Genomic DNA, 26854 nt, shown 5'->3' with positions numbered 1-26854 from the left:
ATGCTGCCGCTCGAAGGCATGACGGTCGTCTCTTTGGAGCAGGCGGTCGCCGCCCCCTTCGCCACCCGCCAGCTCGCCGACCTCGGCGCGAGGGTCATAAAGGTCGAACGTCCCGGGGTGGGGGACTTCGCCCGCCACTACGACGAGAAGGCCCGCGGGCTCTCGAGCCACTTCGTCTGGCTCAACCGCTCGAAGGAGTCGATCGCGCTGGACCTCAAGAAGGAAGGGTCAAAGGAGGTCTTGCGGCGTCTGATCTCCCGCGCCGACGTCTTCGTGCAGAACCTGGCCCCCGGCGCCGCCGGGCGGCTCGGCTTCGGCGCGAAGCAGCTCAGAAGGGAGCAGCCCCATCTCGTCACCTGCTCCGTCTCCGGCTACGGGGAGAGCGGCCCTTACCGCGAGAAGAAGGCCTACGACCTGCTGGTGCAGTGCGAGACCGGCCTCGTCTCGGTGACCGGCACGCCCGAGACCCCCTCGAAGGTCGGCATCTCCGTCGCGGACATAGCCGCCGGGATGTACGCCTTCAGCGGGATCCTCACCGCGCTGTTGAAGCGGGAGCGCACCGGGGAGGGCTCGCATATAGAGGTTTCGCTCTTCGAGGCCCTCTCCGAGTGGATGGGTTTCCCCGCATACTACACGATGTACTCTGAGGAGCAGCCGCCGCGCACCGGGGCGAGCCATGCCGCCATCGCCCCCTACGGACCGTTCCCCTGCGGCGACGGCAGGACGGTGTTCCTGGGGATCCAGAACGAGAGGGAGTGGGAGCGCTTCTGCCGGGAGGTGCTGCAACGCCCGGAGCTCGCCGGAGATCCCCGGTTCTCCTCGAACCCCAGGAGGGTGGAGAACAGAGACGAGCTGCATGAGGAGATCGGACGGGTCTTCGGCGCCCTCTCCTCCGAGGAGGTCATAGGGAGGCTCGACGCCGCCAAGATAGCCAACGCCCGGCTGCGCAGCGTGCGGGAGTTTCTCGACCACCCGCAGCACGAGGCCCGGAAGCGCTGGCGGAAGGTCGACTCCCCGGTCGGGGCGCTCGACGCTCTCCTGCCGCCCGCCGTCCCGAACGCAGAGGAGCCGGTGATGGGTCCGATCCCGGAGGTCGGGGAGCACACCGAGGCCATCCTCGAGGAGCTCGGTTACGACGAGGATGAGGTGGAAGCGTTGCGCCGCGAGGGCGCGCTCTGAGCAACACACCGTGAGGAGAGGAGCGGGGGCGCCCCCCGTGAGGCGCCCGGGAGGGCGGTGAGCGTGTCCATGCTCGGACCGCGAATGGATCTCCCGGTCTCTGCCGCCGGCACAATGGCCCTGGCGCTCAACCTCCCGCGGCGAGAATTCGCTCGTGGACCTCGAGGTCCCGCTCGCCAAAGAGGACGAAGCGTATGAGGCGTACGTTCTGGAGCCTGGGGGCCTCATCGAGCACGGTCCCGATGGCCACCCGGGCCGCCTCCTCGACCGGGTAGCCGAAGACGCCGGTCGAGATGGCGGGGAAGGCTATGGAAGTGACGCCGTGCTCGTCGGCGAGGCGTAAAGCGTTGCGGTAGCAGTTCGCGAGAAGCTCAGCCTCCGGGTGGTCCGAGCCGTAGACCGGGCCCAGAGTGTGGATGACGTGGGCGTTGGGGAGGTCGTGGCCGCCGGTGATGACCGCCTCGCCGGGGCTTATCGGGGCGAGGGGGCGGCATTCTTCCTCGAGGCCCGGGCCGGCGGCGCGGTGGATCGCCCCGGCCACCCCGCCACCGGTGGTGAGCCGGGCGTTGGCCGCGTTCACTATGGCCTCCACGTCCGGCTGCCGCGTGATATCTCCCCGGACGCACTCTATCGTCACGCCGTCGACCTCGCGTTTCAAAATCCCTCACCTCCTCCGTTCCCGAGCGACTTGCCGGTTCTATCGGCGTAGGAGAGCTCTCCCCCCTTCCAGACCGCCTCCACCGAGAGGTCGGGTCTGAGCACGGTGATATCGGCGTCGTAACCCGGGGCGAGGCGTCCCTTGCGCCGCCCCTCCCCGATCAGGCGCGCCGGTGCGGTCGAGGCCATGCGGGCCGCCTCGGGCAGGGTACACCCGGTGAAGGCGAGGATGTTCTGGAAGGCCTCCTCCATGGTCAGGAGGCTCCCCGCGAGCGCGCCGCTGCCGAGCCGGGTGACGTTCGTCTCGCGGTAAATGCGGCGGGTGGCCAGCGCGTACTCCCCCGGCCCCATCCCGGTCGCCGCCGTAGAGTCGGTGACCAGGCAGATGCGGTCGGGGCCGAGCATGCGGAAGGCGAGCGCGACCATCTCCGGGTGGATGTGGATGCCGTCGGAGATGAGCCCGCAGACCGCGAGCGGGTGGGCAAAGGCCGCTCCAGGAAGACCGGGCTCGCGGTGGTGCATCCGGCTCATCGTGTTGAACAGGTGCGTGAGCGCCAGAACCCCGGCGTCGAGCGCCTCGTAGGCCTCCTCGAAGGAGGCGTCGGAATGCCCCGCCGAGACGACGACCCCGTACCTGCGGGCCATCTCGATGAGCTTCCTCGCTCCCTCGAGCTCCGGGGCGAGGGTGACCATCCTGATAGGACCGAGCTCGAGCAGCCTGGCGAAGAGGGAGGGGTCCGGAGGGACGATGTGGGCGGCGGCGTGCGCCCCCCGTCGTTTCAGGTTGATGAAGGGTCCCTCCAGGTGTATGCCGAGCGGCTCGGCCATCCCGCCCCGGCGCGCGACCTTTTCGGCGAGGACGGGCAGGGTCTCCTCGTAGAGGCTCTCCGGAGAAGAGATCACGGTCGGCACGTAGGAGGTCGTCCCGGTGGCGAGCAGCCGCCGGGAGAGCTCGTCGATCCTCTCGGGCGAAGAGGCTACGTCCACCCCGAAGGCTCCGTTGACCTGCAGGTCGACGAAGCCTGGCACGAGCAGCGAGTCCCCGCAATCCCTCACCTCCCCACCCTCGCCGGGGTCGAGCGGCTCGCGGCTCACCTCCCTTATCGCGCCGCCCTCGATGAGGACCGTTCCTTCGGACCATACCTCGTAGTCGGTCACCACCCTCCCTCTGAGGGCGATGCGTCTGGCGGGTTCTCTATCCGGCAAAATCTCGCCTCCCCGTGGCATCACGGTCCATCTTCCCAGTTATGCTCCGGGCTCTCAAGCTCCCGCATCCGGCGGCACGTGGTATTCGGGTGGGGTGGTGGACGGGCGCACGTCGGGAGTGCGGGAGAGCAGATAGAGCCCGGCGAGCACCACGATCGCGAGCGCCCCTATGGCGATGCGGTAAGAGGGTGCCCCGAGGCCACCGAAGGCGTCCAGAAGGAGCGCTATGAGGGCGGGGCCGGCGACGGCGGAGAACCTCCCCGCGAGGTTGTAGAGCCCGAAGAACTCCCCGGTCTTCTCGGGCGGGGCGAGCGCGACGAGCATCGCCCGGCTCACGGTCCAGGTTGCGCCGAGGGCGACCCCGACGACCGGCCCGACGAGGAGGAGCACCCGGGGACCGGGCGCGACCGCGGCCAGAGCTATCGCGACCAGCCACAGCAGGAGCACCACGACGAGCGCCCGCTTCGGCCCCACCCGGTCGGAGAGGTGTCCGAAAGCGGCCGACCCCACGATGGCGAACACCGTGGAGAAGAGCAGCAGGTTGCGGATCCCCCCCGAGCTCATCCCGAAGACCTCCCGGCCGTAGAGCGCCATGTTGGAGACTGCGGTGTTCGCCGCGTCGGTGTAGAGCACGGTGGCGGCGATGAACGTCCCGGCCCCGGGGTAGGACCGGAGGTTCCGGATGGTGGCGATGACGTCCCGGTAGACCGCCGAAGGGCGTACGTCCATCGGCCGTCGCACCTTCGGATCCGGCACGAAGAAGAAGGCCGGCAGGCTGAAGAGCAGGTACAGGACGGCGGTAGGCACGAACGCGTTCGAACTGCGGGCGGCGCCCGTCCCGATCCACCACCCCAGAGGGCCGAGAAGCTCCTTCACGGCTGAGGCGTCGCCGACGAAGAGCTGCAGGAAGAGGAGCGCAAAGATCGCGCCGACGTAGCCCAGCGCGGTACCGTAACCGCTCACCCTCCCGGTCCCGCGCCCGGCCGAGACGCCGGGCAGGAGCGCGTTGTAGAAGACCGTCGCCGACTGGTAGCAGAAGTTCGCCGCGACGAAGAGCGCCACGATCACCGCCACCTCCCCCGAAACGCCCAGCAAGGCGGTGAAGACGACCGAGACCGACACCAACACGACGAGGTATGGTTTTCGGCGCTGGCCGAGGTCCGAGACGGCCCCGAGGAAGGGCGAGAGGAGGAGCACCAGCAGGGCGCTACCGGCCGCGGCGTAGTTGACGGTGTCCGCTCCGGCGCCGAGCTCCGATCCGAGCCACAGCGGGAAGTAGACGCTCAGGATCGAGACGGAGAAGATCGTGCCGGCGAAGTCGTAGAGCGCCCAGGAGATCACGGCGGGCCAGGTGGCCCGCCGGCCGGAGACGGTGGCCGCCGGTGCACGCACGCTCATTACAGGGCGATTATATGCCCTATCCGAGGAAGGTCTGATAGAGCAGGAAGAGGTTGAGGCCCATTATCAAGACGGCGATCACGACGGCCGCAACGCTCGTCGCACGCCGGTTCACCAGCGGCCCCATCAACCGACGGTCGCTGGTGAAGACCAGCAACGGTACCAGCGCGAACGGTATCCCGAAAGAGAGGACGACCTGGCTTACGACCAGCGCCCAGCTCGGGTCCACACCGAGAGCGATCACCACGAGCGAGGGGGTCACCGTTATCGCCCGGCGCAGGAATATCGGGATCCTGCGCCGGATGAACCCCTGCATCACGACCTGCCCGGCCATCGTCCCGACCGAGGAGGAGGAGAGCCCCGAAGCCAGAAGCGCCACGCCGAAGATGATCGCCACCCCCATGCCCTCGGAGCTTGCGAGCCCGTGGAAGGCCGATTCTATGCTCTCGGTCACCCCTCCCTTCCCCCGGGCGTGGAAGAGCGCGGCGAAGATGATCATCATGCTGGCGTTGACCAGACCCGCGATGCCCAGCGCGATCACCACGTCTATCAGCTCGAAGCGGAAGATCTTGCGCTTCTCTTCGTCGGTCCTGCCTACGACCCGTCTCTGGGTCAGCGCCGAGTGCAGATATATGACGTGAGGCATGACCGTCGCCCCTATTATCCCCGTCGCGAGGAACACGCTGCCGGAACCCGAGAAACGGGGGATGAAGGCCCCCTCGAGCACCTGCCCGACGTCCGGCTTCGCATAGAAGACCTCGAACGCGAACGCGACCACGATGACCCCGACCAGCACGCTTATGGCAGCCTCGACCGGCCTCACCCCGTACATCTCCAGCGCGAGCAGCGCGAATACCGCACCCGCGGTGATCAAACCGGACACGAAAAGCGGTATCCCGAAGATGAGGTTGATCCCGATGGCAGCACCTATGAACTCCGCGAGGTCCGTGGCCATCGCCACGACCTCAGCCTGTAACCACATGAAGATCGTCGCCGGCCGTGAAAACCGCTCCCGACAAACCTCAGGAAGGTTCTTGCCCGTCGCGATCCCAAGCTTGGCAGAAAGCGCCTGCACCAGCATCGCCATCAGGTTGGCCAGCACCACAACCCACAGCAGCGTATATCCGAACCTCACCCCCCCGGAGACGTTCGTCGCGAAGTTGCCCGGGTCTATGTAGGCCACCGCAGCGATGAACGCCGGCCCAAGAAACGGCCACAGCCCCCTCAAACCTCGGCGCTTCCCCTCCAGCGAAGCGCGCGCAGCCCGGGCCACCATGTCCTCACCCGCCAGCAACACCCCCTCGGCTTTCTCGGATCCATCCCCGGGACGCCCGCTCAAACCACGCTCCTTCCTCTCGAAAACGAGAATTTTTAGCCACGTCTAATATTACTATCAGCTACGGTTAACCGTCAACGATTGGTTCTGCTGGCAAAAGCGCCGGGTTGGGCTAGTATTTGTACGCGAGAAATGAGCACGAACGCCGAAACCCAGCCCTCGGTCTCTGTGGGGGACTATCTGAAGAGCGTATGGGAGGTAGCCGGCACCGGCGCGGCCTCGACGAAGGACGTGGCGGAGCGGCTCTCGGTCTCTGCTGCGTCGGTATCGAGCATGTTCGTGCGGCTACAGGAGATGGGGCTGGTACGGCACGAGCGCTACCACGGAGCATCGCTGACGGAGCGGGGGAAGAAGGAGGCGATGCGGCTGGTCCGGAGGCACCGTCTGATCGAGACTTTCCTCCTGGAGCACCTGGGGTATTCGTGGGACGAGGTACACGAGGAGGCGGAGAGGCTCGAACACGCGGTCTCGGACACGTTCACCGAGCGTCTTGCGGAGTACCTCGGGCATCCGGAGCACGATCCGCATGGAGATCCCATCCCGACCCCTGAAGGGATGCTGGAGCCGGACCGGAACAAACCGCTGCGCGACGTCGAAGAGGGACAGCTGGTCCACGTCTCGCGGGTAGACCAGCGCGACGAAGCCGTGCTCGCCTATCTCGGGGAGCAAGGGCTGGTACCCGGCACGGCGATCAGGGTGCTGGAGGTGCGCGGGGTGGACGGGGTGGTGACGGTCGAGGGGGAGGACGGATCCGTACACACCCTGGGTGAGCCGCTCACGCGTTCGATCTTCGTGCGCGCCGACAGCTGAAGGTGCCCTACTTCCCGCGGGGCAGTCCGTAGGCGCTCATCGCGCCGGACTCGTCGGAGACGTAGACTCTCCCGTTCGCCACGATGGGGCTCTCCCAGTGGATGTCCCCGATGGTCCCGCCCGCACCCTTCCGTTCGCTCGACCACAGGAGGTGTCCGCTGGTGGGGTCGAGCGCGAGCAGGTCTCCGTCCGAGGCCGCGAACAGCACCCCACCCGCGACGACCGGCGTGGTCGTCCTGTAGTCCTTCTTCCACTCCAGACGCAGGCGGGTGCGGCCGCCCGCATCGGTCGCCACCCGGTAGGACGCCATCCCACAGGTGCCGGCGACGATGACGCGCAGCCTGCCTCCGTTCCTCCAGACCACGGGCTGGGTGAAGGTGGCGCATCCAGCGGAGCGTATGGTCTGAAGCGCTCCGCCGACGTGACCGGGGCCGCCCCCACCGCTCATGTTCCCGCGGGAGATCAGACGCAGCTTCCCGTCCTTGCCGCCCTGCACCAGCAGATACGGGGTCCTGCTCCGGGGTATCCGGGGCAGGACCGCGGGGGAGGCGCTCGCGAGGTCGAGGTCTTGCGCCTCGAGCTTCCGGTAGTTCTCCGGGGTGTAGGAATCGACGAGGCGCAGACCGGGAGCCGCGAGCCTCAGCACGCTGTCCGCGTAGTCGCCGCGGGAGGGGGCGTATGGGCCGTTGCCACTCGTCGCGTAGAGGCTTCCGTCCGTCGGATCCACGACGGCACCGCCCCGGCCCCAGATGCCGGAGCGCTGCGAGTCGCACTCCCCGTTCGAGAGCAGATGCCGGAGGCCTGCGCAGAGGCTGTTGTAGACGTGCTCCTCTCCCGTCCTCTCGCTCACCGCGACGACGTGCCCCTGGTAGGGCGGGGCGTCGCCGAGGTAGCCGCTTGTGGTCGCGTACACCCACCCGTCCGCTACGTTGAGCGCCGAGGAACCCTTCTCGGTCTCGGGCATCCTGGTGACCGGAGCCGGCCAGCCGTTGCCTTCGATCTCCTTGCCGCTCGCGGCCCTGTACCGGTGGATTCTGCCGTCGAGCCCGTAGGAGAAGACGAGAGAGCGGGCGGGATCGGCGACGGGCGAGGAGGTGGTGATCTTCGGTCCAGAAGTCCTGCGGAGCCAGAGCCTCCTGCCGCTCGCGGCGTCGAGCGCGACGAGCGAACCGTTCTCGAGCGTCGCGTAGAGCACGTCGCGCTCCTTCCCCGACGCCCTGACGCCGTGCAGCAGCACCGGGGAGGAGTCGGCGACGTCGGGGAGCTTCGCCCGCCAGATCCTGCGCAGCCTCCCCACGCTCTTGCGGTCTATGAGCTTCTCGTGCGGGTTGACCCCGTTGCGATCGGGGCTGAAGCCGAAGCGCACCCAGTCGACCTTCTCCGCGGCGGGCAGGGTCGAGGCGAGGTCCGGCGCCGCCTTCGTCCGCGTCCCGCCTCCCTGCTCCCCGCCGCACGCGACGGCCGCGAGGAGCAAAACCAGGAGCACCGCGCTCCATCCCTTCACGAAAACCGCAAACTCCTCTCGCTCTGGGCCCCCGGTGAGTCTACATCACGTCGTGGCCCAGGCCCCGGCGGCCGGCGCATCCGGTTTCTTCCGCCGGGCGCGGACGGCCTGCGCGAGCTCGCGCAGAACTGGCACGGTCGTCTCCCACCCCATGCAGGAGTCGGTGACGGACTGGCCGTAGACGAGAGGTTTCCCGGCGTCGAGATCCTGCCGGCCGTCGACGAGGAAGCTCTCGAGCATCACCCCGACGATGCCCCGCTGCCCGCCGGAGACCTGCTCCGCCAGCGCGCTGGCCACCTGCGGCTGGCGCCGGTAATCCTTGCCGCTGTTGTCATGGCTCGCATCGACCATCACCCGCGGCGGCAGGCCCGCGTCGCGCAACTCCCCGAGCGCGCCCTCCACGCTCTTCGCGTCGTAGTTGGGCCCGTTCTTGCCGCCGCGCAGGATCACGTGACAGTCCGGGTTGCCGCGGGTGGTGACGATCCCGGCGAGCCCCTGACGGGTCACCCCGAGGAAGCTGTGCGGGTGGGCGGCGGCCCGGACGGCGTCCACGGCGATCCTGACGCTCCCACCGGTCCCGTTCTTGAAGCCGACCGGCATCGAGAGCCCCGAGGCGAGCTGGCGGTGCACCTGGCTCTCGGTCGTGCGCGCCCCGATCGCACCCCACGCGACGGCGTCGGCGAAGAACTGCGGGGAGATGGGGTCGAGGAACTCGCACCCGGCCGGGAGCTCGAGCTCCGCGATCTCCAGCAGCAATCTGCGCGCCAGATGCAACCCCTCGTTGATCGCGAAGCTCCCGTCGAGGTGCGGGTCGTTGACGAGGCCCTTCCAGCCCACCGTCGTCCGGGGCTTCTCGAAGTAGACCCGCATGACGACGAGGAGCTCCTCCCGCAACTCGTCGGCGATCCCCCGGAGCCTCCGGGCGTAGTCGAGGGCCGCCTCCGGGTCGTGTATCGAGCAGGGCCCGACCACGACGATGAGCCTGTCGTCCGAGCCGTCGAGCACCCGCACGATCTCCTCCCGCGCCCGGCCGACGCTCCGGGCCTGCCCCTCCGAGAGCGGGAGCTGCTCGGAGAGGATCGCCGGGGGCAAGAGCGGCCGGATGCCCGTGACGCGCAGGTCGCTGGTGCCCGCGGATCCGTCGGCGCGGAGTACCTCCTCCACCCCGGGCAGCAACTCGAGCGTCCTCTCGAGCCCGTCCGGGGGTTCTCCCTCCACCCACACTGCGATCCTCCCCGTCCCCGGGAACATGCCGGCCTCGAGCCCCGCCTCCCTGACCTGCGCCCGCACGGCCTCCGCCTGCGCCCGCGAACTCCCGGGCCGCATCAGGACGAGCATCTCCCTCATCACCATCTCCTCTTCTCCCTCCGTCTTCTCCCAAACGAAAGGCGGAGGCTCCAGGAGCCTCCGCCCTCCGAATCTTCCGCCGAACCGACCGCGGTTAAGCCGGGTGAACCCCGCCGGCCGGCCCGTCCCTCCGGAGGGCCCGCCGGATAAAGTAATAGAAGCGCACGTTCATCCCGTGACCGGCGATCATGGCCAGCATTCTACCCGCCCACACCCTACCGGTCAAAACTGCTCCGGCGCCCGAAAGCGAAGTACGCCACCGGCCCGAAGAAGTTCACCGCCTGCGCGACCACCCAGGCGGCCTTCGGCCCCCTCACCTCGCTCCCCTCGCGCCGGTAAAGATCCACGAGCGCCGCCACCTTCAGCCCGAGCTCGACCGTACCCGCCAGAACAATCGCCGCCCGCTGCCCCCGGCTCAGCTCCCCCCAACGCCTCTTCCCAGCCACGGTAGCCTCCTCTTCCGAAGATCGACACCCGGCATGATAACATTATTTCGCTGTTTGGCGAAACAACGAAAAAGGAGCGAGGTGGACAGTACATTCAGGGCGCTGGGGGATCCGAGAAGGCGGGAGGTTCTGCGGCTGCTCGGGGAGGGGGATCTGAGCGCGGGGGAGCTTGCGGAGCGGGTGGGGGTGGCGCCCTCGACGATGTCGGGGCATCTGAGGGTGCTCAGGGAGGCGAACCTGGTCGTGGCCGAGCGTCACGGGACGACGATCGTCTACAGCCTGAACGTCTCCGTCTGCGAGGAGATCGTGGGGGCGGTGATGGAGCTCTTCGGGGTGGGGAAAGAGGGCACGAGGAAGGTCCGGGATGCGTACGGGCTGGCGGACTGAGCTGCCGCTTTTGGTCCTGGTTGTGGCGATGTTCGCGGCCGGGGCCCGGGCGTGGCGGCTGGTACCGGGCCGGGTAGCGGTGCACTGGGATCTCTCCGGGAGGCCGGACGGGTACGGCGGCAGGTTCGAGGGGCTCTTCCTGCTCCCGCTGATCACGCTGGGCGTCTATGTGTTGATGAGGTTCCTGCCGCGGATCGACCCCCTGCGGGAGAGCTACGAAGCCTTCGGGGGGGTCTACCTCGTCTTCCGCTACGCGGTCGTGATCCTGCTCACCCTCGTCTACGGGTTCATGCTCGCGTGGGATCTGGGCTACGAACTCTCCCTCTCCCGGGCGATCACGGTCGTGCTCGGGATGCTGTTCGTGGTGCTGGGCAACTTCCTGGGCAAGGTGAGGCCCAACTGGTTCGTCGGCATCAGAACGCCGTGGACGCTCTCGAGCAGGCGCTCGTGGGTCAGGACCCACCGCCTCGGGGGATGGCTCTTCGTGCTCGCCGGGCTGGCGCTGATGGGGATGGGCCTGGTGTACCCCGCGGCGGGTGCGGTCGCGATCGGGCCGACAGTCCTCGTCTGCGTCGCGGTGCCCCTCGTCTACTCCTACCGTGTCTGGAAAGCCGACCCGGACAGAGATCCTCCCGTATGGAAGCGACCTCCGCGCGGCGACTAGCGGCCCTGCTTGCGGCGGCGCAGGCTCTCCCAGCTCCCGTCGGCGTACCAGCCGCCGTCGACCGAGAGGGTGTGGCCGTTGACGAAGCCGCTCTCGCGCGGGTCGGCGAGGAACGCGACGGCCCGCGCGACGTCCGCGGGCGAGGCGAAGCGCCCCATCGGCACCCTTCCCTCGATGTCCGCGTCGGTGTAGCCGCCCCCGGCCTGATCCTCGGCGTCCATCTCCGTCTTCACCCATCCGGGGCAGACCGCGTTCACCCGTACGCCGCGCCCGCCCCACTCCGCGGCGAGGGTGCGGGTGAGGCCGACGAGGCCGTGCTTGCTCGCGTTGTACGCCGCCCGGTCCGCCACCCCCAGAAGCCCGGCCACGGAGCTCACGTTGACGATGCTGCCCGAGCCCCGCTCCAGCATCACCCGGCCGAACTCCCGGCACATCAGGAAAGGACCGGTCAGGTTCACCGCGAGCGTCCGGCTCCAGTCGGCCAGCGTCGTCTCCTCGGCGGGGACGATCTTGCTGATCCCGGCGTTGTTCACCAGCACGTCCACCCGCCCGAAACGCTCCAGGACGCTCGCGGCCATCCTCCGGACGTCGCTCTCCTCGGATACGTCACCCGGGAGTGCCATGGCCCCGGCCCCGAGGCTGCGCAGCTCGTCCAGAGTCGCCTCCGGCTCGCGCACGTCGTTCGCCGCCACCCGGTAGCCGCGCCGGGCCAGCTCGATCGCCGTGGCCCGGCCTATCCCGCGCCCCGAGCCGGTTACGACGGCGACGGGCCCCCCGGCAGGCATCAGCGCCCCCCTGCAGAGGAAGCCGAGATCACCGCCCCCGCCGCAGCAGCCTGGGCGGCCAGGAAGTCCTCCTCTTGCGCACGTCTCACCGCTCCGCTCACCGCCCGGCCGATCAGCTCACCGTCCGTCAGAGAATCGAGCCGCTCATGGGCCCTCCCACGCTCGCCCGCGTGGAAGACCACGTCCACGAGTTCACAGGCCTTGATGAGGCCGAGGAGCGCCGCGTCGCGCGGCAGCGGCTCCGCCCCGCCGAAGACGACCTCCCGCACCCTCTCCCTGACGTCACGTTCCGGCCGGCCGTCGAGCGTCGGGTAGCGAACGCTCGGGATGAGCCAGAGCACCCGCCGCCGGTCGCGCCGGAGTATCCCCTTCTCGACCAGACGAGAGAGCAGAGCGTCCTTCGGATCCCTCCGGCCGAGACGCTCGACCCAGAACCCGGGCTCGCGCGGCTCCCCGGAGCGTATCATCCCGGCGACCTCGTCCAGCAGACCGTCGCCCGTAGGGGTTTCGTCCAACGGCACGAGCCGGCCATCCTGCATCCCGAGCCTCCCCGCGAGCACGAGCTCCATCAGGAGAGCCCCGGCGAGCCCGTACTGCAGTGACCCCGAGACCGCAGGCTCGACCGCACCGCTCTCGTCGTCGAGTGCGAGGAGCAAGAGTTCTTCGGCCAGGGTGAGCATCATCCCTCCCGGTCACGAACAGGATCGCAAGATCTTACTACAAAACCCGCCGCAGAGCCCTCATCGCCGGGTGACGACGGGGTTCGGTGGCTCCTCGCCGCGCAGGACGGCGAGGAGGTTGCGGGCCGCCATCTCGGCCATCCTGTTCCTCGTCTCGATCGAGGCGCTGCCGATGTGCGGGGCGAGCACCACGTTCTCCAGTTCCAGGAGCTTCGGGTGCACCTCGGGCTCGTTCTCGTAGACGTCGAGACCGGCGGCGAAGATGCGGCCCTCTGCAAGAGCCTCCGCGAGCGCCTCTTCGTCCACCACGGGACCGCGGGCGGTGTTGACGAGCACGGAGGTGGGCTTCATCTTCCGGAGCTCCTTAGAGCCGATCAGACGATGCGTCTGCGGGGTGAGCGGGACGTGCAACGAGACGAAGTCGCTCTCTGCCAGAAGCTCCTCCAGGTGCACCCGTCGGGCCCCGAGCTCGCGCTCGGCCTCCGCCTTGCTGCTGCGGGCGGTGTAGAGGACGCCCATCCCGAAGCCCCGGGCGCGCCGGGCGACGGCCTGTCCGATGCGCCCCATCCCGACTATGCCGAGCGTCTTGCCCCACACGTCGGGGCCGACGAGGAGCTCCGGACCCCAGTGGCGCCACCTCCCGGCTCGGACCATCCGCTCAGCCTCCCCGAGCCGCCTCGCGGCGGCCAGCATGAGCATGAACGCGGTGTCGGCGGTGGTCTCGTCGAGCACGCCTGGGGTGTTGGTGACGATCACGCCGCGCTTCTCCGCCGCGGCGACGTCGATGTTGTCGTAGCCGACGGCCATGTTCGCGACGACCTCGAGCGAGGGTCCCGCGGCGTCGAGCACCTCCGCATCGACCCGCTCGGTCAGCGTGGTGAGAATCCCCGAGGCGCCGCGGACGGCGCGGAGGAGCGCCGTCCGCGGCGGGGGTTCTTCCTCCGAGAGAACCTCCACGTCGAGGCCGGAGAGGAGGTCCAGCCCGACCTCGGGGATCCTGCGGGCTACCAGGACCTTCCGCGGCAGCTCAGCCATCCTCCTTCAGGAGCTGGCGCAGGACGGTCTGCAGGATGCCGCCGTTTCTCACGTACTCGACCTCGACGGGCGAGTCGACCCTGGCCTTCACCCGGAACTCCCTGGTCTCGCCCTCCTCGGTGGTGGCGCGCACGGTGAGCTCCTTGCCTGGCGAGAGATCCTCGAGCCCCAGGATGTCGTAGGTCTCGCGGCCGGTGAGCCCGAGCGAGTCGGCGCTCTCCCCGTCCGTGAACTGCAGCGGGAGGACGCCCATCCCGATCAGGTTGGAGCGGTGGATGCGCTCGAAGCTCTCGGCGATGACGGCCTTTATCCCGAGCAGGAAGGTTCCCTTGGCCGCCCAGTCGCGGCTCGAGCCGGTGCCGTATTCTTTGCCCGCGATGACCAGGAGCGGCACGCCCTCCTCCTGGTAGCGCACGGAGGCCTCGTAGATCGTGGTCTCCTCCCCGTCGGGCAGGTGGACGGTGTAACCGCCCTCCTTGCCGCCGGCGAGCTGGTTCTTCAGGCGGATGTTGCCGAAGGTCCCCCGCACCATCACCTCGTGGTTGCCGCGGCGGGAGCCGTAGGAGTTGAAGTTGCGCGGCTCGACGCCCTTGGAGATCAGGTACTGCCCGGCCGGGCTCTTGGAGGGGATCGCCCCGGCGGGGGAGATGTGGTCGGTGGTGACCGAGTCGCCGACCTTCACCAGAACCCGCGCCCCCTCTATGTCCCTCAGGGGTTCGGGCTCGGGGCTGAGGTCCTTGAAGAACGCGGGCTCCTGGATGTAGGTGGAGTCCGGATCCCACTCGTAGAGCTCGCCCGAGGGCACCTCGACCGCGTTCCACTGCTCGTTGCCGGTGTAGACGTCGGCGTACTGCTCCTTGTAGAGCTCGGGGTCGAGGGCACCGGCGATCTCGCGGGCGATCTCCTCCTGCGAGGGCCAGATGTCCCTGAGGTAGACCGGGTTGCCGTCGCTGTCTTCGCCAAGGGGCTCGTGCTCCAGGTCTATGTCCACCCGCCCGGCGAGCGCGTAGGCGACCACGAGCGGCGGGGAGGCCAGGTAGTTGGCCTTCACGTCCGGGTTGATCCGGCCCTCGAAGTTGCGGTTGCCCGAGAGGACCGCCGCGACGACCAGGTCGTTCTCCTCGATCGCCTCGTGGATGGGGTCGGGGAGCGGCCCGGAGTTGCCGATGCATGTGGTGCACCCGTAGCCGACCACGTCGAAGCGCAGCTTCTCCAGGTAGTCCAGGAGCCCCGAGGTCTCCAGGTACTCGGTGACGACCTTCGAGCCCGGCGCGAGGCTCGTCTTCACGTGCGGCGCGACCGAGAGACCCTTCTCGACCGCCTTCTTCGCCAGGAGCCCCGCCCCGACCATCACCGAGGGGTTCGAGGTGTTGGTGCAGCTCGTTATCGCGGCGATGACCGCCGAACCGTGCCCGATCCTGTCTTCCTTGCCATCGAGCGTGACGGTGACCGTCCCGCCGGGATCGGCCTCCTCACCGCCCGAAGAGGAGCGCACCTCCGGCTCGCCCTCCCCGGTAACGCCTGCCGCGTCGGCCGGGGCGTCGCTCGCCGGGAACGACTCGGCGGACTGCTCCTCGATCGGGGCGTCCTTCGGGGTGCCACTCCCGTTCGCGTGCCCGTTCGTCGCGCCGGTGATCTCGGCCAGCGCCCGCCGGAAGTTCGACTTGACTTCGGAGAGCCGGATCCTGTCCTGCGGCCTCCTGGGTCCGGCCAGGCTCGGCTCGACGGTCGCCATATCCAGCTCGAGCGTCTCCGAGAAGCGCGGCTCCGGCGTCTCGTCGGTGCGGAAGAGCCCCTGCTCCTTGGTGTAGCGCTCGACGAGGTCCACCAGATCCTCGCGCCCGGTGCCCCGCAGGTACTTCAACGTCTCCTCGTCCACCGGGAAGAACGAGCAGGTCGCCCCGTACTCGGGCGCCATGTTCGCTATCGTCGCCCGGTCGGGCAGCGGCAGCTTCGAGAGCCCCTCGCCGTAGAACTCGACGAACTTGCCGACGACCCCGTGCGCCCGCAGCATCTCGGTCACCGTGAGGACCAGGTCGGTCGCCGTCACCCCGTCGCCCAGAGCCCCGGTGAGCTTGAACCCGATCACCTCGGGGGAGAGCATGTAGTAGGGCTGGCCGAGCATCACCGCCTCGGCCTCGATGCCGCCCACGCCCCAGCCGAGCACCCCGAGGCCGTTGATCATCGTGGTGTGGCTGTCGGTGCCGAGCAAGGTATCCGGAAAGGCCACCCCGTCGCGCACCTGCACCACCTTCGAGAGGTACTCCAGGTTGACCTGGTGGATGATACCGGTGGCCGGCGGGACCACGCTGAAGTTGTCGAAGGCCTGCTGGCCCCACTTCAAAAACTCGTAGCGCTCGCGGTTGCGCTCGAACTCGCGCTCGGCGTTGATCCGCAAGGCAAGCGGCGTCCCGAACGCATCCACCTGGACCGAGTGGTCGATCACCAGGTCGACCGGGATGAGCGGGTTGATCTTCTTCGGGTCGCCCCCGACGGCCTTCATCGCGCTGCGCATCGCCGCGAGGTCCACGATCGCCGGAACGCCGGTGAAGTCCTGCATCACAACCCGCGCCGGCAGATAAGCGAGCTCCTCCCCGACCGAATCCGGCCAGGAGGCCAGGGTCTCGACGTCCTCTTCGGAGACGAACTTGCCGCCGCACTCCCGCGCGAGGGATTCCAGGATCACCCTGAGCGAGAACGGTAGCGAGAAGACGTCCCCGGAGACCTTCTCATCCAGCTCCTTCAGACTGTAGTAGGCGACCTCTCCGGAGTCGCTCGCAAGCTTCTTGCGTACGCCAAAAGAGTCTTTTACGCTCATCGCCTCCCGCCTTTCTGCGATGTCAAACTCGACAAGCCCGAAGACCTCGATACCTGCTCGAAAGTATAACAGTAAGCGTGGATGCTTCCCCGCTCCGCCTAGGTCACGTCCCGCCGCCCGAAAAGGAGTGCCGAGAGCAGAAGACAGGCGACGACGTAGGCGGAGAGGATGAGAGCGGCCTGGGTCGGGTCACCGGTGCTCTGCCCCCCGGAGAAGGCCTTCGGCGCGCTGCCGAGCGAGCTCACCAGATCGGAGGAGTTCTTGGAGAGCAGCGCGTCGAGTATCCTTTGGAAGAGCTCGCTGTTGGCCGAGAGGCTCGAGATGAGCGTCTGGAAGACGATCCCGTAGATGAGGCCGAGCCCGATCGAGAGCGCCGTCCCCCGGAACAGGAACGCGAGGAACATCCCGAGCGAGGCCCAGGCGCCGAAGATGAGCCAGGTGACCCCCATGCTCTTCAGGAGCATGGAGGCCTCCGGCCAGGCTACCGCCCGCACGCCGAGCGCCCCGGCGACGACGTAGCTCGAGACGAGCCCGGCGGCGAACGAGACGACAACGAAGGCCAGGGTGACCACGGCGACGGCGAGGACGCGCCCGGCGAGCAGGCCCGCCCTCCCGACTCCCTGGGTGAGCGAGGTCTTCACGGTGTCCCAGCCGTACTCGCTCCCGACCGAGAGTGCCCCGAGGATCAGGACGAACGGCGCGGCGAGCGCTGCGAGGAACGAGGGGATGTTGAGCGTGGCCTCCTTCGGTAGCATGTAATCCCTGAAGTCTCTCAGACCGCGCCCCGAGAGGTTCCCGACGAAAGATTTGCCGCCGTTCACGGTCGTCTCGTAGGCATTGTAGAGCTGGTAGTAGTCCAGGAAGGCGACGGCGACGACGAGGATGAGCGCGAGTATCCAGGTGGATGGCCGCCGGAGGAACTTGTAGACTTCGAAGCGGAGGCACGCGATCACGTCCCACCCTCCCCTTCCCGCTCGCCTGCGAGCTCGAAGAACGCCTCCTCCAGCGACCGCCGGGCCACCCGCAGCTCCAGCAGCTCCATCCCGGACTCGACCAGGGCGCGGGCCACCGCCGGCGCGGCCTCGGGGGCAGCGGCGAGGCGCAGCTCGCCGTCCAAAACCTCGACTCCCCCCACGCCTTCCACGGAGCGGAGGATCTCACCGGCCCTCCCGAGGGGCTCGGCCCGCACGACGAGACCGCCCACCCCGCGCAGGTCTTCGACGGAGCCTTCGGCGACCAGACGCCCCCGGCTTATGATCCCGACCCGGTCGCACACCTGCTCGACCTCGGACATCAGGTGGCTGCTGAGAAGCACCGTTCTGCCCTCCTCCCTGAGCGAGCGGATCAGGGTACGCATCTCGGTTATCCCCTGCGGGTCGAGCCCGTTCGTGGGCTCGTCGAGGACGAGCAGCTCCGGGTCCTTCAAGAGCGCCGCCGCCACGCCGAGACGCTGCTTCATCCCTAAAGAGTACTTCCTGAACTTCGTCCTCGCGCTCTTCCCGAGCCCGACCTGCTCGAGCACCTCGCGCAACCTCCCCCGTCCCGCCCGGATCCCGGCGTAGCTCGCCACCCCGCGCAGGTTGTCCATCCCGGAGAGAAAGGGGTAGAAGGCCGGCGTCTCGACCAGAGAGCCGATCCGGGAGAGCACGGCCGGATCCCCGGGCCTCTGTCCGAGCACCCGGGCCTCCCCGGCGGTGGGCCGGATCAGGCCGAGGAGCATCCGCAGGGTGGTCGTCTTTCCCGCCCCGTTGCGCCCGAGGAACCCGTAGATCTCACCCCGCCGCACGTGGAGGTCCACGCCGTCCACGGCGAGCACCCTCCCGTAGCGCTTGGTCAGCCCCCGGGTCTCGACGACGAGGTCGCCGTCATCCTCTGATGAACCTCTCAAAGATCTCCTTTCACAGGACACGCCCACAGAGTTATACCGCCCGGGGTCATGGGGCGCAAAACACCTGGCACACCGCGTATACTGCCGCCATGACGAAGCGCGGCTACACGCGGGAGACGATCCGGGGGGCGCCGAGCGAGTGGGACGTCTCGCGCCCGCTCTCCAGCTACCTCAGGCTCTTCGGCCGGCTCGTCTCACACCCCCTGCAGTTCTTCGAGGTCCTGCCGAAGCTCGGTGACGTGCGCGCCCCGGCGCTCTTCCTGGCGTTCTCAGGGCTTCCGGCGGCCGTGGCGTGGTTTTTCGCGGGGGGAATCCGGGAGGCCGCGGTGGCGCTCCTCCTACCGCTCCCGCTCTCCCTCGCGCTCGGCGCGCTCTACCACCTGGGAACGCTCGGGGGGCGCTTCGGTTACCTGATGACCTGGCGGACGCTCGCGTACCCGCTCGGGTACCTGGCCGTGCTCTCCGCCGTACCGGGTCTCAGATGGGTCCTCGGGGTGCTCTTCGGGGCCGGGCTCATCCCGGCCGGGCTGCGCATCGTGCAGGAGGTTCCTCTGAGGCGCATCCTCTACGCTGCCCTGCCCACCACCGCCATCCTGCTCCTCGCCGCGGCCCGGGTGCTCCTCTAGGAGGAGGTCCCGCGCAGGTCGCCGACGTACTCGAGCGCCACGTGCTCGGTCTCGACGAAGCCCATCGTCCGGTAGAAGTTGCGGGCGCTCCTGTTGTCCTTCGTGGCGACCAGCTCGATGAGCGAGGCCCCGCTCGCGAGAGCGAGCTCTTTCACCGCCTCGATCAGGAGCCTCCCGAACCCCCTGCGCCGGTACTCCTGCGAGACGACGAGCATCGGCACCTCGACCACCCGGTCGCCGTGGGCGAGATCCGGCTTCACCCAGGCGCTCGCTGCCCCGACGACGCCACACCCGAGCTCGGCCACGAAGACCCGGGCCCGCGGCTCCTCCAGAAGCTCGAGCAACCTCTCTCTCACCGCCCCCTGCGGCGGCTCCACGTCTCCTACGGCCCTCGCCAGCTCGCAGGCCAGCTCGTAGAGGACACCGGCATCTTCGGCCCGGGCGTCGCGCACCCGACCCTCCGTGGTCTTCGTCTCAGAGATCGAATCCATCTCGCAAGAACGCTCCAGACGTTAATATTCTCCCCGACACGGCAGTATAGATGGTACCGCGAGGAGGGACATGGGACGCAGGGCCACCGTGATCGTGCTGGACGGGGTCGGGGCCGGAGACGCTCCCGACGCGGCCAGGTTCGGCGATGAGGGCGCGAACACGCTGGCCCACACCGCCCGGGCCGTGGGCGACCTCAGGCTGCCGAACCTGGCCTCCCTCGGGCTCGGCAACGTCCTGGAGCTGGAAGGAGTGCCTCCAACCGAAGAGCCCCGGGCCTCCTGGGGCCTCATGACCGAGCGCTCGGCGGCGAAGGCCACGCTCGCCGGCCACTGGGAGATGATGGGGCTCGTGCTGGAAGAGCCGCTCCCCACATACCCCGAGGGGTTCCCGCAGGAGATCATCTCCCGCTTCGAACGGGAGACCGGGAGGAGGGTGATCGGCAACCGCCCCGCCTCCGGCACGCAGATAATAGAGGAGCTCGGGCCCGAGCAGGAGAGGACGGGCGCCTGGATCGTCTACACCTCCGCCGACTCGGTCTTCCAGGTCGCGGCCCACACCGGTGTGATCCCGCTTCAGGAGCTCTACGCGGCCTGCGAGAAAGCCCACCGTATGCTCATCGGCGAGGGTAGGATAATGGTCGAGCGGGTCATCGCCCGCCCCTATCACGGGGAGCCCGGCTCCTACGAACGGGAGAACGAGAACCGCCACGACTACGGCATCGAGCCCTTCGGGGAGACCTATCTGGACAGGGTGGAGGCCTCCGGGCGGGAGGTCGTCGCCGTTGGCAAGGTCTACGACATCTTCGACGGCCGGGGGATAACCCGCCACCTCCCCGGTAAACCGGACGACATGGCGAAGGTGGACGCGGTGCTCGAGGCGCTCGGCGACCTCGAGGAGGGCTTCGTCTTCGCGAACCTGGTCGACTTCGACGCGAAGTACGGCCACCGGCGCGACCCGGAGGGGATGGCGGAGAACCTGGAGCGCTTCGACCGGCGCCTCCCGGAGATCCTGGCAACCCTCGGCGAAGAGGACCTCCTCATCATCACCGCCGACCACGGCAACGACCCGACCTTCCGCGGCACCGACCACACCCGCGAGCGGGTTCCGCTGCTCCTGGCGGCCGCCAGCGGGAAGGCACGCCCGCTCGGCGTGCGCCGGGGTTTCTCGGACGTCGGGGCGACCGTCGCCGCCTGGCTCGGCGCGGACGGAAAGGGGCTGCCGGGGGAGAGCCTGCTCGGCTGAAGAGGCCTACGGCAGCTCCGAGATCACCTTCTTCGCCCGCGGGATGGAGGGGGGGCTCATCGAGAGCTCGCTCACCCCGAGCCCCACCAGCGTGGGGATGAGATCGGGATCGGATGCCGCCTCCCCGCACACCCCGACCCAGATCCCCCCTTCCTCCGCCGCCCGGCAGGTCGTCTCGATCAGCTTCAAGACCGCCGGGTGATCGGCCCGGTAGAGCTTCTTGAGCTTCTCGTTTCCCCTGTCCACGGCCAGGGTGTACTGCACGAGATCGTTGGTGCCTACGGAGAAGAAGGAGACCTCCTCTGCAAGCTCTTCCGCGCACAACGCCGCAGCGGGGGTCTCTATCATCACCCCGACTTCGAGCTCCCCTTTCGGCTTCCCTTCCGCTTCGAGCTCTCCCTCGCACTCTTTTATGAGCCGCCGGGCCCTCTTCACCTCCTCCACCCCCGTGACCATGGGGAACATGACCTTGAGGTTGCCTTCTGTGGCGGCCCTGAGCAGCGCTCTGATCTGAACCTTGAAGAGCTCCGGCTCGTCGAGGGACATCCTTATCCCCCGCCAGCCCAGAAAGGGGTTATCCTCTTCGGGTTGCTCTATGCCGGGCAGGTCTTTGTCTCCTCCCACGTCGAGGGTGCGCACGATGACGGGTCTACCCGAGAAGGCTCGGGCCACCGCGGCGTAGGCTTCGTACTGCTCCTCTTCCTCCGGCAGGCTCTCCCTCTGCATGAAGAGGAACTCCGTCCGGAAGAGCCCCACCCCTTCGGCCCCCCACTGCAGGGCTCCTTCAGCTTCTTCGGGCGAGCCGAGGTTGGCAGAGACCTCTATGCGCCTGCCGCTTCTGGTCCTGGCCAGGACGTGTCGGAAAGCCTCGAGTGATTCCCTCTCGGCGCTCACCGCGCGCTCCTTCTCTTCGAAGAGGGCGAGCTCCTCGGGGTCCGGGTCTGCCACCACGTAGCCCTCACCACCGTCCACCGCCACGACGGAGGCCGAAGAGAGCCCTTCGATGGCCTCGCTTCCGAGCCCCACGACGGCCGGGATGCCCATCGAGCGGGCCATGATCGCGACGTGGGAGGTCTTCGACCCCTCGGCCGTCACGATGGCGAGAACCTTCTCCTTCGGGAGCGTCGCCGTCTCCGAAGGGGCGAGGTTCTGCGCCACGACGACGGAGGGCCCCTCCATCCGCGAGAAGAGCGAAGAAGAGGAGACGCCCATGATCTCGGAGGCTATCTGGCGGGAGACGTCCCTCACGTCATCGGCCCGGGCTCTCAGGTACTCGTCCTCCATTCCCTCGAAGAGCGTGGCGAACTCCTCTGCACTCTCGAGCAGGGCGACCTCGGGGCTTTTCAGCTCCTCCTTCACCTTCCTCTCCACCTCCGAGGAGAGCTCGGGGTCTTTTGCAAGCTCCACGTGCGCCTCGAGGATCCCGGCCTCCTCGGAGGCTCCACGCCTCTCGAGCTCTTCCCTGGTTTGGGAGATCCTCCGCGCGACCCTCTCCACCGCTGCGTGAAAGCGCTCTACCTCCCGCCCGACGTCCTCCTCTCGGATCGAAGTACGCTCGGGTTCGAGAGTCTGGGGACGGTAATGGAAGGGTGGCCCCACCGCAACACCCTCAGAGGCCGCAACTCCCTCTAACCTCGCATTCTTCACCCCGGCCACAATCTCCTTCCCGTCAGAGCAGCAGTTCCCAGTCGAGCAACACATCCGCTAGAGCTGCAAGGAAGCGACTACCATCAGCCCCATCAGCAGCTCGATGATCGACCGAAAGAGTAACGGAAATTACCCGTCTAGGTAGCCACTCACCCTCGTGCCACTCTGGAACCGTCTTCACACGTCCTACGGCCAGGATAGCAGCTTCAGGTGGATTTATGACCGCATCGAATGAGTCTATTCCCATCATACCAAGGTTGGAAACAGTAAAGGTAGCCCCTGAGAGCTCCTGTGGGGAGAGCCTCCCCTCCCGGGCGTGGGATATGACCTCTCTGGCACACGCCACGAACTCTGCAAGGCGCATATCGTTCGCGCCCCGCACTACGGGAACGACGAGCCCGTCATCAGTGGCCACGGCTATTCCGAGATTCACCTGGCGGTTGATCAGGAGCATTCCATCCTCGTAGCGGCTGTTTATCCTGGGATGATCTGGCAGAGTACGGCAGACGGCAAAAGAAAGCAGGTCGTTGAACGAGGGGGCTGGAACTAGCTTCTCTTTGAGCTTCTCGTGTAACTCGAGAAGCCTCCCAACCTCGAGTTCGCGGGTGAGATAAAAATGAGGAACCTCGGCGAAACTGCGAGCGGTACGTTCGGCCCCGATTCTGCGGATGCGGGAGAGCGGCTCCCGGATCACCCCCCCCTCCTCATCCTCGCATGTGCTCTCTAGCATCCCGATGGGGAGCTCACGGGACATCTCCGAGGTATCCACGGCGAGCACATCCGAGAGGTAGACCCTGCCATAGGGTCCTGAGCCGCGAACATCCTCAAGCGCGATGCCGCGCTCGGCTGCAGCCCGACGAGCTGCAGGAGAGGCTCGAAGCTCCCGACCGTTCTTTTGTCCTCGCTGGGATCGAGCAGAACGGACCTTTTCGTTCCTTTTTATTTCTCCGTCGGAGGTGGTGGCGAGCCTCTCGGCAAGCCCGGCTTCTTTCTCTCCTGGAGCAAGAATGTAGGCTAAGCGTGCCCCCACAGGCATAGTATCCCCTGGCTCACCTCGTATGCCATGTACCTCGCCGTCTGCCGGTGACTCGACCTCGAAGGTGCTCTTATCGGTGTCTATCTCGAGCAGAGGATCACCTTTCTTCACCGTCGCGCCCTCTTTTACGAGCCAACGCGAGATGGCAACCTCCTCCATATCCATCAGCAGCGCCGGGACTTTCAGTTCGACAGCCATCAGCCGTACACCCCCACCCTGGCGTCCAGCAAGCTATGTACAGCCCGGGTTATTTTCTCCGGACTCGGACGCACGAAAGCCTCAAGGGTTTTGTTGTACGGGATCGGTGTGTCTTCTCCGGCTACCCGTGCCGGAGCACGGTCGAGCGCGTAGAACGTCTCGCTTTCGGTGAGGCGTGAGATCACCTCCGCACCCCACCCACAGGTCTTCACGTCTTCCTCGACAACCACAAGCCTGCCGGTCTTCTCCACTGAACGTCGCACGGTGGCATGGTCCATCGGTGAGAGTGTCCTGAGGTCTATAACCTCAGCCTCTATGCCTTCACCGGAGAGCTCCTGCGCGGCTTCGAGCGCGAAGTGGTGGACAAGCCCACAGGAGACGATAGTTACATCATCGCCCTCCCGGCTCACTGCGGCCTCGCCGAGCGGTAGTCGGTAGAGTTCTTCGGGAACCTCGCCCTTACGATTGTAAAGGAGCTTGTGCTCGTAGAAGATGACGGGATTGGGATCGTCGAGTGCGGCGAGCAGGAGCCCTTTAGCATCGTATGGGGTGGAGGGCATCACCACCTTGAGGCCAGGGACGTGGACAAACCAAGCTTCGAGGGACTGGGAGTGCTGGGCAGCGGCACCCGTACCCGCCCCTCCCGGGGTACGCACGACCAGCGGCACCCTTGCTTCGCCACCGAACATGTAGCGCAGCTTGGCTGCCTGGTTTACCAACTGGTCCATACAGTGGGTAATGAAATCCGAGAACTGTATCTCGAAGATCGGGCGCATACCGAGCAGGGCCGCACCTACGCACATCCCGGCCGTTGCAGCTTCGGACAGCGGTGCATCCACGACTCGATCGGGACCAAATTCTTCGATCATCCCGCGTGAGACGCCGAAAGCTCCGCCGTAGACACCGACGTCTTCCCCGATCAGAAAGACGTTGTCATCTCCCCGCATCACCTGGACCATTGCTTCCCGGACGGCCTCCCGATAGGAGATTTCGCGTCCACTAGGCATAAACGTCCTCCAGGGCGCTCTCAGGCTCGGGCTCTGGGAGAGACGCCGCCCGCTCGAAAGCTTGCTCTATCCTGCTTCTGGCAGAGCGCTCCATCTGCTCCACCCCTCCCTCCTCTAGCACACCCTCTTTCTCAAGCAACGAGGCGAAGCGAGATATAGGATCACGCTCACGCCAGCGCTGTATTTCCTCTCTGGTGCGGTAAAGGTTTGCATCGCTCTTGGAGTGTCCGAGGTATCGGTAGGTAACAGCTTCGATAAGCGAGGGACCGCCACCTCCGCGGGCGAGCGAAACGGCCTCTCGAGCGGCTTCCTGCACGGCGAGGAGATCCATTCCATCGACCGTGACCCCAGGCATGGCGTAACTTGAGGCCCGCTCGGAGATACGTTCTCCTGCCAATGCCCGCTCGACGCTTATGGACATCGCGTACTGGTTGTTCTCACATACGAAGACCACCGGGAGATCCCAGATCGAGGCCAAGTTCAGGGCTTCGCTGAAGATGCCTTCCTGCACGGCCCCATCGCCGAAGAAGCAAACTACAACTCTATCCTCGCCTCGTCTCCTGAAGGCCCACCCTGCGCCGCAGGCTATCCCCATGCTCCCACCGACGATTCCATTGGCGCCGAGCATCCCCGCGCTTACATCCGCTATGTGCATGCTGCCACCTTTACCATGGCAGTACCCCTCTGCCTTGCCCAGAAGCTCCGCGGCCATTCGATCTATGTCGAGCCCGAAAGCTATAGCGTGCCCATGTCCGCGGTGTGTAGAGGTGATTACATCGCCCTTTCGCAGAGTGGAGATCACACCGACGGCAACCGCCTCTTCGCCAACGTAGAAGTGGGCCGTGCCGTGGACCTTGCCCTCGGCATAGAGGTCATTGACCTTCTCGTCGAAGGCACGAATCAGAAGCATCTCTTCGAGAAGTCTGATCCGACCGTCCTGTGCGCTCAAGCAAGCTCTCCTTTCTCCTCTCGATGGTGGAGTGTGATGTTCAAAAGGGTCTCAGCCAACTCACGGTCGGTGACCAGCACGTCGAGGTAGCCTCCTGTGAGGGCTGCAGCTACCCCCGCAGCCTTCTCGGCCCCGGTCGCTATCCCGATGACCTTCGGGATGTCTTTCAACTGCTCTAGAGTGATACCGACGACCCTGTCTGAGATCTCCGGGCAGCATGGCTCCCCGGCCCCGTCTATAAAATGGCAACAAATGTCCCCTACGACCCCACGCTTTCCCAAAGCGAGAAAGTCTTCAAGGCTCAAATACCCGGCCTGTACTATCGTCGAGGTTGGGTGAACCGCCCCAATGCCAACGACGGCCACATCACACCGGGTGCCTTCGATGAGTGCTTCCTGTATCCCTGGTGTCTCAGCAAGCTCGGCGCGGGATTGTGGAGAAGGAGCCATCGCTGGGGTCGTCAGGAATACACACTCTGTCCCGAGCTTGCTGGCGACCACGGAGCAGATCTGGTTGGCATGTAGAGAATTCTGGGCCCTCCCCATGCCCCCGACCAGCGGAACCACTCTTCCACACGTGAACGCTTGGGCAGGCAAGGCTTCGGCTAAGCCCCGCAAGGCGCGTCCCCAAGAGAGACCAAGCGTGGTGGTCTCGTCGCAGATACCTGAGAGGAGCTCTCCTGCTGCTCCCCCCGCCGCAAGTTCGGTAGCGCGAGGATCATCCGCGGTCTCGACCACGAGTGCCTCCGGCAGACCATAACGATTTTCGAGAGCTATCTCGAGTTCCGTGAAGTCCCCCGCTGGCTGGGCGAGTTGTATCCTGACCAAGCCCCGTGCCCGGCCTTCGGCAAGTAGTTTGGAGACCTTGGGTCGGGAGAAGCCCATCCTGTTGGCGACCTCGGTCTGCGTAAGGTTGTGCTCATAATAAAGCTTGAGTACCTTCAAGATCAGCCTGTCTTGCGAAGAGAGGTTGTTCCCCTTGAGCGAGTAAACAATCATGCTCTATCGCTCTCCTTGTGAAATCCGAATGCTTCATCCAGTAGCCTGTATGCTTCGCAGCTGTCCTTAGAGTCGAGCAATCTGAGGGCGAAATCGGGATCTTGGAAGACCGTAGCAAGAGTACTCAGCCATCGTAGGTGGTCTCCAGACTCCGTCGCCGAGATGAGAAATATGATCCTGACATCGAGCTCCGACTCGGGTGAACCCATCTCCGCGAAAGAGACGGGGGACTTCGTGATCCCCACCGCTACAGCAGGCTCCAAGCAGTGTTCTGGATCCGCGTGTGGAATCGCTATCGCCGCCCCTGGAGTAGGGAGTCCGGTCGGGAACTCTTCTTCCCGCACCAAAACCGCCCCCAGGTATGAATCACGCACCTTATTCGAATCCTCCAACAAACGTGAAAGTTCACTCAGGGCTTTCTTCCTATCAGCAGCTTCGAGCCCAAGCTTAATGAGATGTGGAGCAAAAGGAGACCCGCTTCCTGTGGTTTCCACCTCTGATGTCATAGTTGCCCAAGTC

At 66.7% G+C, this 26854-nt stretch carries 26 protein-coding genes; 6 read left to right on the top strand and 20 right to left on the bottom strand.

Going from position 1 to position 26854, the window contains the following annotated elements; translation table 11 throughout:
* Positions 1–1179 (top strand): CaiB/BaiF CoA transferase family protein, encoded by a 1179-nt coding sequence (locus AC6EKW_RS12135; RefSeq protein ID WP_273888333.1) that lies wholly within the window; start codon positions 1–3, stop codon positions 1177–1179.
* Positions 1180–1306: 127 nt separating this feature from the next.
* Here the strand turns inward: AC6EKW_RS12135 and AC6EKW_RS12130 are convergent, their stop codons facing one another.
* From AC6EKW_RS12130 to AC6EKW_RS12115, 4 genes are read right to left on the bottom strand one after another with little or no spacing between them, the layout of a single operon-like run.
* A complete protein-coding gene (locus AC6EKW_RS12130) occupies positions 1307–1837 on the bottom strand; it encodes a macro domain-containing protein (RefSeq protein WP_273888332.1) in 531 nt (176 codons plus the stop codon).
* Positions 1834–3042, bottom strand: a complete 1209-nt coding sequence (nagA, locus tag AC6EKW_RS12125; RefSeq protein WP_273888331.1) for an N-acetylglucosamine-6-phosphate deacetylase — start codon at positions 3040–3042, stop codon at positions 1834–1836. The genes AC6EKW_RS12130 and nagA overlap by 4 nt, the downstream gene beginning before the upstream one ends.
* 54 nt (positions 3043–3096) lie before the next feature.
* Positions 3097–4440: an MFS transporter gene (locus AC6EKW_RS12120; protein ID WP_273888330.1), complete on the bottom strand. Its 1344-nt coding sequence runs from the start codon at positions 4438–4440 to the stop codon at positions 3097–3099.
* A 19-nt stretch (positions 4441–4459) separates the two neighbouring features.
* Positions 4460–5716 carry an Nramp family divalent metal transporter gene (locus AC6EKW_RS12115; RefSeq protein ID WP_420542062.1) on the bottom strand — a complete coding sequence of 419 codons (1257 nt, stop codon included), beginning with the start codon at positions 5714–5716 and terminating at the stop codon, positions 4460–4462.
* 192 nt (positions 5717–5908) lie between these two features.
* Between AC6EKW_RS12115 and AC6EKW_RS12110 the strand changes: the two genes are divergently transcribed.
* Entirely contained in the window at positions 5909–6586 is a 678-nt protein-coding gene (locus AC6EKW_RS12110; RefSeq protein WP_273888328.1) for a metal-dependent transcriptional regulator, read from the top strand.
* 7 nt (positions 6587–6593) lie between these two features.
* Here the strand turns inward: AC6EKW_RS12110 and AC6EKW_RS12105 are convergent, their stop codons facing one another.
* The 3 genes from AC6EKW_RS12105 to AC6EKW_RS12095 form a co-directional block, all read right to left on the bottom strand.
* Positions 6594–8090: an outer membrane protein assembly factor BamB family protein gene (locus AC6EKW_RS12105; protein ID WP_498514515.1), complete on the bottom strand. Its 1497-nt coding sequence runs from the start codon at positions 8088–8090 to the stop codon at positions 6594–6596.
* Positions 8091–8135: 45 nt separating this feature from the next.
* On the bottom strand, positions 8136–9437 hold the full coding sequence (locus AC6EKW_RS12100; protein WP_498514514.1) for a 3-deoxy-7-phosphoheptulonate synthase: 1302 nt from the start codon (positions 9435–9437) through the stop codon (positions 8136–8138).
* Between the two features lie 215 nt (positions 9438–9652).
* Complete coding sequence (locus AC6EKW_RS12095) at positions 9653–9883, bottom strand: PLD nuclease N-terminal domain-containing protein (protein WP_273888325.1); 231 nt, start codon at positions 9881–9883, stop codon at positions 9653–9655.
* A gap of 81 nt (positions 9884–9964) precedes the next feature.
* Between AC6EKW_RS12095 and AC6EKW_RS12090 the strand changes: the two genes are divergently transcribed.
* Together AC6EKW_RS12090 and AC6EKW_RS12085 are read left to right on the top strand one after the other, a co-directional pair.
* A complete protein-coding gene (locus tag AC6EKW_RS12090) occupies positions 9965–10270 on the top strand; it encodes a metalloregulator ArsR/SmtB family transcription factor (RefSeq protein WP_273846321.1) in 306 nt (101 codons plus the stop codon).
* Positions 10248–10934 (top strand): SdpI family protein, encoded by a 687-nt coding sequence (locus AC6EKW_RS12085; RefSeq protein WP_273888324.1) that lies wholly within the window; start codon positions 10248–10250, stop codon positions 10932–10934. Before AC6EKW_RS12090 ends, AC6EKW_RS12085 begins: the two co-directional genes overlap by 23 nt.
* On the opposite strand, the gene AC6EKW_RS12080 is transcribed toward AC6EKW_RS12085, so the two are convergent.
* The 6 genes from AC6EKW_RS12080 to AC6EKW_RS12055 all read right to left on the bottom strand — a co-directional run bounded on the left by AC6EKW_RS12080 (position 10931) and on the right by AC6EKW_RS12055 (position 18140).
* A complete protein-coding gene (locus AC6EKW_RS12080) occupies positions 10931–11719 on the bottom strand; it encodes an SDR family NAD(P)-dependent oxidoreductase (RefSeq protein ID WP_273888323.1) in 789 nt (262 codons plus the stop codon). The two genes, AC6EKW_RS12085 and AC6EKW_RS12080, sit on opposite strands and share 4 nt — an antisense overlap.
* On the bottom strand, positions 11719–12402 hold the full coding sequence (locus tag AC6EKW_RS12075) for a GOLPH3/VPS74 family protein (RefSeq protein ID WP_498514513.1): 684 nt from the start codon (positions 12400–12402) through the stop codon (positions 11719–11721). Before AC6EKW_RS12075 ends, AC6EKW_RS12080 begins: the two co-directional genes overlap by 1 nt.
* A 57-nt stretch (positions 12403–12459) precedes the next feature.
* Complete coding sequence (locus AC6EKW_RS12070) at positions 12460–13434, bottom strand: 2-hydroxyacid dehydrogenase (RefSeq protein ID WP_273888321.1); 975 nt, start codon at positions 13432–13434, stop codon at positions 12460–12462.
* Positions 13427–16252: an aconitate hydratase gene (locus tag AC6EKW_RS12065; RefSeq protein ID WP_498514512.1), complete on the bottom strand. Its 2826-nt coding sequence runs from the start codon at positions 16250–16252 to the stop codon at positions 13427–13429. Before AC6EKW_RS12065 ends, AC6EKW_RS12070 begins: the two co-directional genes overlap by 8 nt.
* A gap of 98 nt (positions 16253–16350) precedes the next feature.
* A complete protein-coding gene (locus AC6EKW_RS12060) occupies positions 16351–17205 on the bottom strand; it encodes an ABC transporter permease (protein ID WP_273846312.1) in 855 nt (284 codons plus the stop codon).
* On the bottom strand, positions 17202–18140 hold the full coding sequence (locus tag AC6EKW_RS12055) for an ABC transporter ATP-binding protein (RefSeq protein ID WP_498514511.1): 939 nt from the start codon (positions 18138–18140) through the stop codon (positions 17202–17204). Before AC6EKW_RS12055 ends, AC6EKW_RS12060 begins: the two co-directional genes overlap by 4 nt.
* Before the next feature lie 89 nt (positions 18141–18229).
* On the opposite strand from AC6EKW_RS12055, the gene AC6EKW_RS12050 reads away from it, so the two are divergent.
* Positions 18230–18766, top strand: coding sequence for a hypothetical protein (locus tag AC6EKW_RS12050; RefSeq protein WP_498514510.1), 537 nt, complete (start codon positions 18230–18232; stop codon positions 18764–18766).
* Here AC6EKW_RS12050 and AC6EKW_RS12045 read toward each other — a convergent pair.
* Positions 18763–19257: a GNAT family N-acetyltransferase gene (locus tag AC6EKW_RS12045; protein ID WP_273888317.1), complete on the bottom strand. Its 495-nt coding sequence runs from the start codon at positions 19255–19257 to the stop codon at positions 18763–18765. The genes AC6EKW_RS12050 and AC6EKW_RS12045 overlap by 4 nt on opposite strands.
* Before the next feature lie 70 nt (positions 19258–19327).
* Here AC6EKW_RS12045 and AC6EKW_RS12040 point away from each other — a divergent pair, with 70 nt between their 5' ends.
* Positions 19328–20500: a phosphopentomutase gene (locus AC6EKW_RS12040; RefSeq protein WP_498514509.1), complete on the top strand. Its 1173-nt coding sequence runs from the start codon at positions 19328–19330 to the stop codon at positions 20498–20500.
* A 6-nt stretch (positions 20501–20506) separates the two neighbouring features.
* Here AC6EKW_RS12040 and ptsP read toward each other — a convergent pair whose 3' ends face one another.
* The 6 genes from ptsP to AC6EKW_RS12010 are packed head-to-tail and all read right to left on the bottom strand — an operon-like array spanning position 20507 to position 26841.
* Positions 20507–22147, bottom strand: coding sequence for a phosphoenolpyruvate--protein phosphotransferase (ptsP, locus tag AC6EKW_RS12035; RefSeq protein WP_498514508.1), 1641 nt, complete (start codon positions 22145–22147; stop codon positions 20507–20509).
* Positions 22148–22169: 22 nt separating this feature from the next.
* On the bottom strand, positions 22170–23381 hold the full coding sequence (locus AC6EKW_RS12030) for a dihydrolipoamide acetyltransferase family protein (protein WP_498514507.1): 1212 nt from the start codon (positions 23379–23381) through the stop codon (positions 22170–22172).
* The gene (locus AC6EKW_RS12025; RefSeq protein WP_498514506.1) at positions 23381–24340 is read right to left on the bottom strand and encodes an alpha-ketoacid dehydrogenase subunit beta; all 960 of its coding nucleotides are present in this window, start codon (positions 24338–24340) and stop codon (positions 23381–23383) included. The genes AC6EKW_RS12030 and AC6EKW_RS12025 overlap by 1 nt, the downstream gene beginning before the upstream one ends.
* Positions 24341–24380: 40 nt before the next feature.
* Positions 24381–25298: a thiamine pyrophosphate-dependent dehydrogenase E1 component subunit alpha gene (locus tag AC6EKW_RS12020; RefSeq protein WP_498514536.1), complete on the bottom strand. Its 918-nt coding sequence runs from the start codon at positions 25296–25298 to the stop codon at positions 24381–24383.
* Between the two features lie 35 nt (positions 25299–25333).
* Complete coding sequence (locus tag AC6EKW_RS12015) at positions 25334–26335, bottom strand: sugar-binding transcriptional regulator (RefSeq protein ID WP_273888309.1); 1002 nt, start codon at positions 26333–26335, stop codon at positions 25334–25336.
* Positions 26332–26841 carry a PTS sugar transporter subunit IIA gene (locus AC6EKW_RS12010; protein ID WP_273888308.1) on the bottom strand — a complete coding sequence of 170 codons (510 nt, stop codon included), beginning with the start codon at positions 26839–26841 and terminating at the stop codon, positions 26332–26334. Before AC6EKW_RS12010 ends, AC6EKW_RS12015 begins: the two co-directional genes overlap by 4 nt.
* Positions 26842–26854: the final 13 nt, after the last annotated feature.

This window comes from Rubrobacter sp. M3-4 (assembly GCF_059772285.1).
This window is presented reverse-complemented; position numbering and strand designations above follow the sequence as displayed.